The organism is Aquitalea magnusonii (assembly GCF_003202035.1).
GTDB classification, from domain to species: Bacteria; Pseudomonadota; Gammaproteobacteria; order Burkholderiales; family Chromobacteriaceae; genus Aquitalea; species Aquitalea magnusonii.
The window spans coordinates 211430-222024 of the sequence record NZ_QJKC01000007.1; the positions used below are offsets into that span (position 1 = coordinate 211430).

At 59.8% G+C, this 10595-nt stretch carries 13 protein-coding genes; 10 read left to right on the forward strand and 3 right to left on the reverse strand.

The annotated features are described in order from the left end of the window. The first annotated feature begins 197 nt into the window (after positions 1-197). Together DFR38_RS09625 and DFR38_RS09630 are read left to right on the forward strand one after the other, a co-directional pair. Positions 198-1349 carry a GGDEF domain-containing protein gene (locus DFR38_RS09625; protein WP_059285386.1) on the forward strand — a complete coding sequence of 384 codons (1152 nt, stop codon included), beginning with the start codon at positions 198-200 and terminating at the stop codon, positions 1347-1349. Positions 1350-1363: 14 nt separating this feature from the next. Next, positions 1364-1633, forward strand: coding sequence for a beta/alpha barrel domain-containing protein (locus DFR38_RS09630; protein WP_204377435.1), 270 nt, complete (start codon positions 1364-1366; stop codon positions 1631-1633). On the opposite strand, the gene DFR38_RS09635 is transcribed toward DFR38_RS09630, so the two are convergent. Continuing rightward, a complete protein-coding gene (locus DFR38_RS09635; protein ID WP_059285388.1) occupies positions 1623-2492 on the reverse strand; it encodes a LysR substrate-binding domain-containing protein in 870 nt (289 codons plus the stop codon). The genes DFR38_RS09630 and DFR38_RS09635 overlap by 11 nt on opposite strands. Positions 2493-2624: 132 nt before the next feature. On the opposite strand from DFR38_RS09635, the gene DFR38_RS09640 reads away from it, so the two are divergent. Next, positions 2625-3023, forward strand: a complete 399-nt coding sequence (locus DFR38_RS09640) for a nuclear transport factor 2 family protein (RefSeq protein WP_059285389.1) — start codon at positions 2625-2627, stop codon at positions 3021-3023. 177 nt (positions 3024-3200) lie between these two features. Here DFR38_RS09640 and DFR38_RS09645 read toward each other — a convergent pair whose 3' ends face one another. Next, positions 3201-4622 carry an aminotransferase-like domain-containing protein gene (locus DFR38_RS09645; RefSeq protein ID WP_059285390.1) on the reverse strand — a complete coding sequence of 474 codons (1422 nt, stop codon included), beginning with the start codon at positions 4620-4622 and terminating at the stop codon, positions 3201-3203. 175 nt (positions 4623-4797) lie between these two features. Here DFR38_RS09645 and DFR38_RS09650 point away from each other — a divergent pair, with 175 nt between their 5' ends. After that, positions 4798-5052, forward strand: coding sequence for a hypothetical protein (locus DFR38_RS09650; RefSeq protein ID WP_059285391.1), 255 nt, complete (start codon positions 4798-4800; stop codon positions 5050-5052). A gap of 483 nt (positions 5053-5535) precedes the next feature. Then, positions 5536-6066: a hypothetical protein gene (locus DFR38_RS09655; protein ID WP_059285392.1), complete on the forward strand. Its 531-nt coding sequence runs from the start codon at positions 5536-5538 to the stop codon at positions 6064-6066. Between the two features lie 52 nt (positions 6067-6118). On the opposite strand, the gene DFR38_RS09660 is transcribed toward DFR38_RS09655, so the two are convergent. Continuing rightward, a complete protein-coding gene (locus DFR38_RS09660) occupies positions 6119-7411 on the reverse strand; it encodes a dienelactone hydrolase family protein (protein WP_158527720.1) in 1293 nt (430 codons plus the stop codon). Between DFR38_RS09660 and DFR38_RS21225 the strand changes: the two genes are divergently transcribed. The 5 genes from DFR38_RS21225 to DFR38_RS21870 form a co-directional block, all read left to right on the forward strand. After that, positions 7412-7948 carry a hypothetical protein gene (locus DFR38_RS21225; RefSeq protein WP_158527721.1) on the forward strand — a complete coding sequence of 179 codons (537 nt, stop codon included), beginning with the start codon at positions 7412-7414 and terminating at the stop codon, positions 7946-7948. A 190-nt stretch (positions 7949-8138) separates the two neighbouring features. Next, on the forward strand, positions 8139-8897 hold the full coding sequence (locus tag DFR38_RS09665) for an amino acid ABC transporter substrate-binding protein (protein ID WP_239688579.1): 759 nt from the start codon (positions 8139-8141) through the stop codon (positions 8895-8897). A gap of 87 nt (positions 8898-8984) precedes the next feature. Continuing rightward, positions 8985-9665, forward strand: coding sequence for an amino acid ABC transporter permease (locus tag DFR38_RS09670; protein ID WP_110313329.1), 681 nt, complete (start codon positions 8985-8987; stop codon positions 9663-9665). Next, on the forward strand, positions 9662-10492 hold the full coding sequence (locus DFR38_RS09675) for an amino acid ABC transporter ATP-binding protein (RefSeq protein ID WP_082694040.1): 831 nt from the start codon (positions 9662-9664) through the stop codon (positions 10490-10492). The genes DFR38_RS09670 and DFR38_RS09675 overlap by 4 nt, the downstream gene beginning before the upstream one ends. A 37-nt stretch (positions 10493-10529) precedes the next feature. Next, positions 10530-10595, forward strand: a 66-nt coding sequence (locus DFR38_RS21870) for a helix-turn-helix domain-containing protein (protein WP_425320051.1), incomplete at its 3' end; no start/stop codon positions are given.

The window sequence follows — 10595 nt, forward strand, 5'->3', positions numbered from 1 at the left end:
ATAACATGCACCCTGTTTTTGTATGCAGGCGAATCGCGGCGCAAAGGCTTGCCCATGCAGGGTCATGTCAATGGCCGGTACCGCAGCAGGCGGACTCTTTTATACGGACCATGACAGGTCACCAAAGCAATCACAGTGATTTTCCGGTTTTTCGCTATGCTGAATAAAAAGACGATGAATAATCTGGATGAGCCGCCATGGGCCTACCCCATCAAACGACCACGCCCAAGCCACCCATTGCCCTCACCCTGGCGTGGCGCTGGATCACTGCGGGCGTGGATCCCGCACTGAACGGCACACTGCGGCGGCGGCAATACATTACCAATGCGGTTCCTGCGCTGGTGCTGTTGATGGTGCTGTTTTACTACCTGCTGTTTCTCGTGCTGGGCAATGGCGAGCTGGCCCGATCCTGCCTGCAAGACATGCCCATCCCCGCCGCCGGTGTGGCGTGGTTCCGCTGGCGCCAGGCTTGCGGCCAACCGCCTCATTATTGGAAAGCCTGCTTTATCTGCCAGACCACGGTGCTGGCGGGCATTCTTGGCGGACAGGGCACACTGTTCGGCTCGCACTTTTATTTCCTGCTGTTTTTCCTGACTGCGCCACTCATCGTCCCCATCAGCGATCGCCGCGGCATGACCATCGTCTGCGCAATCTGCCTGGGGTGGTTTTCCTTTTTCCAATTCATGCAGTGGCCCGCCACGCCAAGCGTGCAGACCCTCGGCCCCACGGTGATCAGCCTATTGAATCTGGGTGTGCTGCTGTCAGGCTCCATCATTCTGTTTGTCGCCCTGCTGGCTGGCGAACATTTTTCTGATGCGCTGGTCAACCGCATCCAGCTGATGGCCAGCACCGACATGCTGACCGGTCTGGCCAACAGGCGTGCCTTTTATTCCAGGCTGGCGCAATTGCAATTCCGCCACCAGCTGGACCAGCACCCGTTCTGCCTGGCCATGCTGGATATCGATTTTTTCAAACGCATCAATGACAACTACGGCCACGACACCGGCGACAAGGTGCTGTGCCACATTGCCAAACTGCTGCAACACCAGGTACGTGCACAAGACCTGGTATGCCGCATTGGCGGCGAGGAGTTTGCCATCCTGCTGCCCGACACCAGCATGGAGCAGGCTTTCATCATGTGCGAAGCGATCCGCAATACGATTGCCAGCTCGCCACTGGCCCATGGCGCCCGTGCGCTGCACGCCACCGTCAGCCTGGGGCTGGCCCAGTGGCAGAGCGGCGACAGCGAACAAGCATTTTTAGCCGCCACCGACAAAGCGCTTTATGCCGCCAAACATGCCGGGCGCAACGGGGTTCAGCAACGCCGTCAGACTGCGCCTGCAGTCTAGCCAGGGATGGCGGGGTGACTCTAGCGGCATTCAGCCTGCAATCCATGCGCGGTGGCTTTAGTGCGGATGATGCCCGGCAGGTGGTGCAGTGGGTGAATCCGCTGGGCGTGGATCTGATCGAGCTGTCCGGGGGTAGCGATGAAGCACCGGCCATGCACGGCCAGACGCGTGATGGCCGCACCCTGGCGGGGGAAGCGTACTTTCTGGAATTCGCCCGGGATATTGCAGGCGTTGCCAGCATGCCCATCATGGTCACCGGAGAGGTATCCGCCGCTATCCGGTAGTCGAACCGGTATTGCAAAGCAGCGAGTGCAGGGTTGCGGCCAGCAAGCGTAGCGGCGAAAGGTCGGCAGCTGACGCAGGGTGCACCAGATAATAGCCATACTCCCCGCTACACCACTGGGGAAATGGCATGACCAAGGCGCCCTGCCCCAGCTGATCCTGAAATAATCGCGGGTCAGCCAAGGCAATACCATAACCCTGTGCGGCGGCATTCACCGCAGCGTCCAGAGAGTCGAAATACAGCTGCTGCCCCGGCATGGGGCCTGTCGCATAGGCTTGCCACCAGGCTTGCCATTCTTGCTGGCTACCATTGGCGTGGATCAGCCGCTGCTGCGCCAGCTCAGCGGGCTGCGGCAGATCCATCGACAGCTCGGCACTGCACATCGGGGTGAGCTGCTCGGCAAACAGCAGCTCCGACCTCAAGCCTGGCCATTGCCCATGTCCCCGCACAATCATGGCATCAAAATCACCGGTGCCAAACTCTGGCTTATCGATCACCGTGGTGCTGATTTCCAGCTGGATAGCCGGCAGGCAGCGCTGGATGGCCGCAAGGCGGGGCAGGAACCAGCGCAAGGCAAAGGTGGAAGGCAAACGCAGCCGGAACCGGTCCGGCTGCTGCGGCGAATGGCAGGAGAAACCGCTCAAGCTCCCCAGTGCCTTGTTCGCCACCACATACAGGCGTTCGCCATACGGGGTCATGCTCATGCCACTGGGTGTGCGCTGGAATAGCGGCTGCTGATAAAACTGTTCCAGCTGTTGAATCTGTCGACTGACCGCCCCCTGGGTACGACACAGTTGCCGGGCGGCACGGGTGAGGCTGCCCAGCTTCGCCACCGCGACAAAGGCTTGCAATCCCATCATGGACGGCAAGGGCCGCGTCAAGGTGGCCAGGGGGTATGCATGCTCTGCATCCCCCTCTTCAGAATTAGTCGATATGCCGCTCACGATCATCCTTGCTAAGGTCTGGCTTCCAATGAGAAACAGGTGAAACCGATGTCTGACGCAGAAGCGAAGCAGTTTGCCGGCAAACTGCAAGAGTACTTGCAACAACTGGAAGAGGGCAATGTAGACGGTGTTGTCGCCTTGTTTGCCAGCGATGCCCGCATCTACTCGCCCTTGCTGGGCTGGGTCAGTCCAAGGCCGTTTTACGCGAAACTGGCCGACGCATCCGGCAACAGCCGCATTACCTTGCTGGATATTTTCCACAGCACGCAAGGCAAGCACTCCGCCAATGCCTACTTCCGCTACGACTGGGTATTGCGTGATGGCAGCAAGGTCTGTTTCGATTGCATCGATGTCTTTGACTTCAATGCGCAAGGCCTGATTGAAAAGCTGGTCATCATTTACGATACACATCAAATCCGTGCTGATTTGGGCGACCGGTTTGTTTAGCGCACATTGCAGACCCGCTTGCTTAATCTGGCCAGCCAGCCCATCCAGCCAATCAGGGGAGTCATTACAAAAAACCGGCTGCGTCATCCTCCGCAGCAGCCAATTCAGGCAGATGCGCTGATTGGCCCCCGCGGTCTGCGGCATTGGCAGCCATGGCGGGTCGGCTGCCTGCCAGCTTTAGTCGGCATATTGCCGGCGTACCAGCTCGCCCAGTCGTACCAGCCTGGCCTGCTGGGCCTCGGTCCAGGGCTCGGCACACGACAGCCGCAGACAGTGGCGGTAGTCGCCACGTGGCGAAAACAGCGGGCCGGGTGCCAGCCCTATGCCCTCCTGCCGCGCTTGCTGATGCAGGGCCAGGCTGTCGAAGCCCTGCGGGAACACCAGCCACAGGGCAAAACCACCCTGCGGCGGCGTGTATTGCACGTCTGCCGGAAAATGTTGCGCCAAGCCCTGCAACAAACCTTGCATCTGGCTGGCGATGGCACGGCGCAAGCGCCGCATGTGACGCGGATAGGCACCGCTTGCAAGAAAACGCGCCAGCACCGCCTGATTGAGGGTGGGCGTGGAATGGGTGCTCAGGTATTTCTGCACCTCCACCTGGCTGCGATAGCGACCAGGATCTATCCAGCCTATGCGCAGGCCGGGTGCCACATCCTTGGTGAGCGAGGCGCAGTACAGCACATTGCCGCTGCGATCGAAGGCCTTGATGGGGCGTGGCCGCTGCCGGCCATAGTAGAACTCGCCGTAGACATCATCCTCGATCAGCGGGATACCGCGCGCCGCCAGCATGTCGGCCACCTTTTCCTTGGCAGCGTCCGGCATCAGCGCGCCGAGTGGATTGGAAAAATTGGGAACCAGAATCACCGCCTTGATGGCAGCATCACGCGTGGCCAGCTCCAGTGCCTCCACCGAAATACCGCTGACCGGGTCGGTAGGAATTTCCACCACGCGCAGGCCCAGCGCCTTGAGCGTGTACAGCAGAGAAAAATAGGCCGGCGACTCCACCGCCACGACATCACCCGGCTGGGTCAGGGCACGCAGAGCCAGATTGAGCGCCTCGATGGTGCCCTGGGTCACAATCAGCTGCTCCGGGTGCAGCTGGCCACCCCACTCCATGGCCAGCCGGGCAATCTGGCGCTTGAAATCCAGATAGCCGCTGGGCCGGCCATAATCGGACAGCAAATCCGGGTGCCGGCGCATGCAATCCAGCGTGTAGCGCTGCAACTGGGCAACAGGCAACAGGGCATGCGGCGCAACGGCACTGCGAAAGCCCTGCATCCGCTCGGTGCGTTGCTCCGACTGGTCCTCCACATAGCTCCACAGCAGCGGATCGACCGCCACTTCGGTAGGGGCGGCCAGTCGCAGCGCATGTCCGGGCTCGCTGCGATAGCGGACAAAGTAGCCGGACTGCGGCCTGGCTTCCACCAGCCCCAGGTCCTCCAGCCGGCGGAAAGCCTGCTGCACCGTGCTCAGGCTGAGTCCGCGCCGCAGTTTCATCTCACGCAGGGAAGGCAGACGTTCGCCGGCACGCAGCACGCGGGCGCTGATTTGAGCGGCAATATCATCCGCCAGTTGCAGGTAGAGGGGCTGGGTATCCATGCAGCCATGATAAGGGATTGCCGGCAGCTCACCACGGACAGTTACGCACAAAAACAGGCAGTACAGTTGCCGCAAAACAGCAACTGTCATGGCGATATATCGGCAACTGTGTGGCTACCGGGGACCGTGCTTCACCCTCTAAGCTGTTGTTCATCAACAGCAAGGGAGCAGCAAGATGAGCACACTGATATTGCAGCGTGGCGAACTGATACGTCTGAGCGGTCAACTGCCGCAGTCCTTGCAGGTACAGCAGGGGCGCATCTGGATCAGCTACTGTGGCCAGGATGTTATTCTGGGGCGCGGTACCAGCTGGCAGCCGGGCAAGGCCCGTGGTGAAATCCTGCTACTGGAGGCGGTGGGTGGACCGGTTACATTGACTCTGCAACTAACCGGGCAGCACAGCCCGCTGCGCTTGGCCAGTTGCAACTAGCCAGACTGGCGGCCAGCCAGGGGGGCTTAGCGGAAATCCAGCCTGGCCTGGCACTGGCAACTGGATCGTCCCGGCATTGGTCGCCATCAGCGGGTGACGGCTGGACAGGAGGAACCAGTCCATCAATCCGTCCTGCGCCAATGGTGGTTTTGGCCAAAGCCTGCCGTCACCGCACCCTGCCATCAAGCAGGGGGTTTTTATTTTCAGATCGCAGCAAGGCAACCTGAAACTGGATGGAAACACCCTCCTCCATCACTGGGAAAGGTGGCGGCAAGGACGCGTCAGATCGCTGTGAGTTAAGCAGCCCGTGGCAATCAAAGCGCACACAGTGCCAAAAATCCTGCAAATCAGCGATGACAATAAAAGTGAAGATCAGTACCAAAACGGCCGCGAAGTGACATAGTCGGGCATCCCCGGTTCAGAGTGCAGCAATTCAGCCAGCCTTCTGGCCTTCCCTATTCAAGAAACACTGGAGTACTACGAATGTCCCAGCACCCCAATGCCAGCTTTCACTTTGGCATTCAGGTGGAAACCGCCCGACTGGTGGATGACAAGGTGGTGCTCAGTAGCAATCTGGGCGAAGTGAATACCAACTTCGTCATCTTCTGCACCGGCTTTTGCACCGACTGGGCACAGCGGCCGGAATATGCCCGCGTCGCCGGCCATGTGCGGCTGTGGCAGGACCACTACCCCAGCCTGCCCGGCGCGCCCGATCGTGAGCTGGCAGGCTCGCCTTATCTTGGCTCGCCATACCAGTTTCTGGAAAAACAGCCCGGCAGCCTGCCGGGACTGGAGCGGATTCATTGCTTCAACTACACGGCAGCCCTGTCGCAAGGGGCTAGCGCCGGTGATATCACGCAAGTCAGCGACGGCGCACAGCGCCTGGCTTCCGGCCTGATTGCCAGCTTGCTGGAAGAAGACATCGATCAGCACTATGCCCGACTGCAGCAATATGCCGAACCGGAGCTGTATGGCAATGAATGGCAAGCGGCCACCACACTGCCGCAGTCCTGAGCAAGCACCAGCGGCTGGCTGAGCACGGCAGCCATGGGTACGGGCAGATTCCTCAAGGATCTGCCTGTACTCCCCGCTCCTGCTGCGACAGCGGCCGGATTCCGATGTCGCCCAGATACTTGCTCAAGGCCGCGCGCCATAGCTGTGGCTGGTGAAAGACAAAGTGCCCGTCGCCGGCAATGGGCGGCAACAGCAGCAACGTGGATTTGCCCCCCGCACTGACAAAAGCATCCTGTGAGGATTGGATGGTATTGGCGGAATAGCGGCTATCGTTTTCAGTAAAAACCAGCAAGGCCGGCACTTGTGCTGTTTTTCCCACCTCGGCAAAGCCATCAATCATCATCTGGTTGCGATATTCCGGCCCGCCGCTGGCTGTCTTGTTCGTGGTACGCCCACCAGAAAAATTGACCACGCCAATCACCCCCGGCAGATTGATGCCAGCCAGATACATCGCACAATACCCACCGGCAGACTGCCCGGACAGGATGATCCGCCCCGGGTCGATTTCTTTTCTTGTTTTCAGATAATCGATGGCCGGGACGATATCTGCCGACTGGGCCTTGGCCTTGTAAAGTGGCGCGGCATCGTTGATGGAGAAATGATTCTGCAATCCCCCTTCGGAAAGCCCCACGCCCTGGCGTGAGGGAAAGGCCACGGCAATGCCGTGATAGAGAAACTCGCGCGCCACGATCATGTCGCGAAAGCGCTGCTTGTCCCGTACATGCGGGCTATCCAGTTCCATGTCGCCATGGTTGAACACCAGCAACGGAAACGGCCCCGTCCCATCCGGAAACAACAGCGTCATTTCCAGCTCGACATGTCCCAGTACTGCGGGGACGGCATAGTGGACAATTTCCTCGTGCCAGGCTGGCAGCATGTCGCCATGGCCTATGAACGCAGCCACCGCCGCGCCATCCAGCCAGCGGGCCACCAGGGCGGCAAATTCTTCATCCAGTGCAGCAAGCACATGCTGGCTGTCTTTGCCGCAGCCCGGCTTCCATTCGCGGTGCGGATAGCGCGCCTGTACCAGTGCAAAGCCATTGAGACGTGCCAGATATTCGGCCTCCGGATATGGGGCGGCATCGCACTGCGCGCCAGGTGCATGAATCAGCAAGACCGGGGTTTTTATGCCATGCCAGTCTTTGGTTCTGGCCTTGAGAAAACCGCCACTGGCCACGATGACGCCATGCACACCTTCAAGGCGGGATACCACATCCAGCACCGGCACGGCTTCGCCGGCAAACAAGCCAAGGCTGACCGGGACGCCCGGATATCTGGTCGTCAGATAATCCAGCACGGCCTGCAAATCGCGACGCAGTGACAAGGGTGGACGGTTCTCAGGCATATGGCCTGCAGCGTCGTCCGGCGGGTCGGCAAAGGCCACGGCAATGCCTTTTTGCTCAAGAACTGCGCTGGTCCGTATCCATGGCCCGTTCAGGTCTATGTGCGGCCCGCCTGCCGTACTTTTTATCGCAGGCTGACCATTGGGCGAAGGGTAAAGCACGATATGCCTGATTTTCCCGTCGGCTGGCAGGTGAATGGCCAGGTTCAGTTTTACCTCGCCAGCCTCGCTCTGGCGGCCAGTACTGACCGGGTCAATCTGCCACGCCAGCGGCCGGGCATTACCGGGCTGGGTTTCCGCGAGGGTTTCCGCCTGTACCGTCATCGCGGCGACAATCAGCAACAGCGCCAGGAAAACCCTGTGCCAGGCCCGCTGCAACTTCTTGTTGAATACTCCCCTATTACTAACTGGGCCATCCTGCCAAGCCGACCACACCATGCCCATACCTTATGCACTCAATATGAAAAAGTGAAAAATGTTTTCCGGCGCGCCAATTTCCTGCAGCCCGCCATTTCAGTCATATGGCATAGCATACCCTGACTTGCAGGCTGGGCCGAGTTCATCACCAGAAAGACGATGCGGAGAGGTTAGGAATGGCGTAAATCATTATTCAATTTTCTGATAATGAATGAGTAAATTCTTGTTTATTGGAAATAAGCCTGGCTTGTTATAGTCCTTCCAGACCGCCGGATGGCGGGATGACAAACAAAACAACAGCCAGGAGTACATTGTGAAACGATTTGCCATTGCCGCCCTGCTCGCCACCGTTCTGCCGGGCCTCGCCGCCGCCGAAGACCTGGCCAAAATCAAATCCGCCGGTGTCATCCGCGTGGGCACCGAAGGCACTTACGCCCCGTTTACCTATCACGATGCCAGCGGCAAGCTGGTGGGTTTTGATGTGGAAATTGCCCAGGCCGTGGCCGCCAAGCTGGGCGTGAAAGCCGAATTCATCGAAGGCAAATGGGACGGCCTGATTGCCGGCCTGGATGCCAACCGTTACGACGCCGTGGCCAACGAAGTGTCGATTACCGAAGCGCGCAAGGCCAAGTACGACTTCTCCAACGCCTACATCGCCTCAAAGGCCGCGTTGATCGTGAATGGCAACAGCCCCATCAAGAGCTTTGCCGACCTCAAGGGCAAGAAGTCCGCCAATACCCTGACCAGCAACTTCGGCAAGCTGGCGCAATCCTTCGGTGCAGAAGTCGTCCCGGTACAAGGCTTTAACGATTCGCTGGAGCTGCTGGCTTCCGGCCGCGTGGATGCCACCATCAACGACAGCCTGTCCTTCCTGGATTACAAGAAGCACCAGCCCAATTCCAAACTGCGCATTGCCGCCACCGAAAAGGACGCCGACTTCTCCGGCATCATTTTCCGCAAGGGCAACCCGCAGCTGCAGGCCGCCATCAACAAGGCCTTGGCTGACATCAAGGCTGACGGCAGCTATCAGAAGATTTCCTTCAAGTATTTTGGCGAAGACGTGTCGCACTAAGCGCATTCCGCCCCGGACTTGCCAGCTTGCCCCGTCCTGCGGGGCAAGTTTTTTTGCACAACACGATAACAATAATGGAGTCAGCACATGCCTGAATGGTTGAAACTGATGGTGGAATCGCTGCCGCCGCTGCTGTATGCAGGGCTGGTGTTCACCGTACCGCTTACCCTGCTGTCTTTTGCCTGTGGCCTGTCGCTGGGCTTTGTCACCGCGCTGGTGCGGCTGTATGGCCCCAGGCCACTGGCGGACGGCTTCCGCTTTTATGTGTGGCTGATCCGCGGCACGCCCTTGCTGGTGCAGCTGTTCCTGATTTTTTACGGCCTGCCCAAGGCCGGCATCGTGTTCGACCCCTTGCCCGCCGCCGTCATCGGCTTTTCGCTGAATGTGGGTGCCTACACCTCGGAAGTCATCCGCGCCGCACTGCTGGCGGTACCGCGCGGCCAGTGGGAAGCCGCCTATTCCATCGGCCTGACCTGGGCCCAGGCCATGCGCCGCACCATCCTGCCGCAGGCCAGCCGCGTGGCCGTGCCGCCCCTGGCCAATACCTTTATCTCGCTGATCAAGGACACCTCGCTGGCAGCAGTGCTGACCGTGCCGGAAATTTTCCAGGCCGCACAGCGCATTGCCTCGGTCACCTATGAACCGCTGATCCTGTATACCGAAACCGCGCTGATCTACCTTGCGTTCAGCTCCGTGCTGTCCGCCGGCCAGCAAAAGCTGGAAGCCCGCTTTGGCCAGCACCTGCACCAGGCCCAGGAGACGAAATGATTCAACTGCACAATATCGACAAGCATTTTGGCAGCCAGCACGTGCTGAAGGACGTGTCGCTGCAAGTGGCACCTGGCCAGGTGACGGCACTGATCGGCCCGTCCGGCAGCGGCAAGAGCACCCTGCTGCGCTGCATCAACCTGCTGGAGACCCCCAGCGCCGGGCAGATTACCCTGGGCGATGCCAGCCTGCAGTTTGGCCATGGCCATGCCCAGCCGGGCCGTCAGGACATTCATCGCCTGCGCCTGCAAACCGGCATGGTGTTCCAGAACTTCCAGCTGTTTCCGCACCGCACCGCGCTGGAAAACGTGATGGAAGGCCTGCTGGTGGTAAAGAAATGGCCGCGCGCCCAGGCCGAAGCCCGCGCCCGCGAGCTGCTGCAACAAGTAGGCATGGCGCACAAGGCCGATGCCTGGCCCGGCACCCTGTCCGGCGGCCAGCAGCAACGGGTGGCCATCGCCCGCGCACTGGCCCAGTCCCCCGGCCTGCTGCTGTGTGACGAACCCACCTCGGCACTGGACCCGGAGCTGGCCAGCGAAGTGGTGGCTGTGCTGCGCCAACTGGCCGCCAACAAGATGACCATGCTGATTGCCACCCACGACCTGCGACTGGCAGCCACGCTGGCCGACACCGTGGTGTTTCTGGAAGATGGCCGCATCGTGGATCAAGGCAGCAGCCGCCAGTTGTTTTTGCAGCCGCAAAACCCGCGTACCGCCAGCTATGTATCCACGCTGAAGGAAGGCCTGCCGGAAGACTGGGCGGTTTCAAGAGCTAAGTGCAACACCAACCAATTAAAGGTTAAGTTGTTGCATGCAAAGAACTTATGAGCACCTCGGTGCCGAAGAACGCGGGTTCATCATGGCAATGAAACAGCAGGGAGAGAGTGCCAGGGCCATTGCAAAGGCATTGCACCGGGCTCCCAGCACGATT

Bases quoted from the DNA above. Each gene is read 5' to 3' on its own strand.
- DFR38_RS09625 (WP_059285386.1), top strand. From the start codon at position 198: ATGGGCCTACCCCATCAAACGACCACGCCCAAGCCACCCATTGCCCTC.
- DFR38_RS21225 (WP_158527721.1), top strand. From the start codon at position 7,412: ATGGCCTGCAGCGTCGTCCGGCGGGTCGGCAAAGGCCACGGCAATGCC.
- DFR38_RS09650 (WP_059285391.1), top strand. From the start codon at position 4,798: ATGAGCACACTGATATTGCAGCGTGGCGAACTGATACGTCTGAGCGGT.
- DFR38_RS09675 (WP_082694040.1), top strand. From the start codon at position 9,662: ATGATTCAACTGCACAATATCGACAAGCATTTTGGCAGCCAGCACGTG.
- DFR38_RS09660 (WP_158527720.1), bottom strand. From the start codon at position 7,411: ATGCCTGAGAACCGTCCACCCTTGTCACTGCGTCGCGATTTGCAGGCC.
- DFR38_RS09645 (WP_059285390.1), bottom strand. From the start codon at position 4,622: ATGGATACCCAGCCCCTCTACCTGCAACTGGCGGATGATATTGCCGCT.
- DFR38_RS09635 (WP_059285388.1), bottom strand. From the start codon at position 2,492: ATGATGGGATTGCAAGCCTTTGTCGCGGTGGCGAAGCTGGGCAGCCTC.
- DFR38_RS09640 (WP_059285389.1), top strand. From the start codon at position 2,625: ATGTCTGACGCAGAAGCGAAGCAGTTTGCCGGCAAACTGCAAGAGTAC.
- DFR38_RS09655 (WP_059285392.1), top strand. From the start codon at position 5,536: ATGTCCCAGCACCCCAATGCCAGCTTTCACTTTGGCATTCAGGTGGAA.
- DFR38_RS09670 (WP_110313329.1), top strand. From the start codon at position 8,985: ATGCCTGAATGGTTGAAACTGATGGTGGAATCGCTGCCGCCGCTGCTG.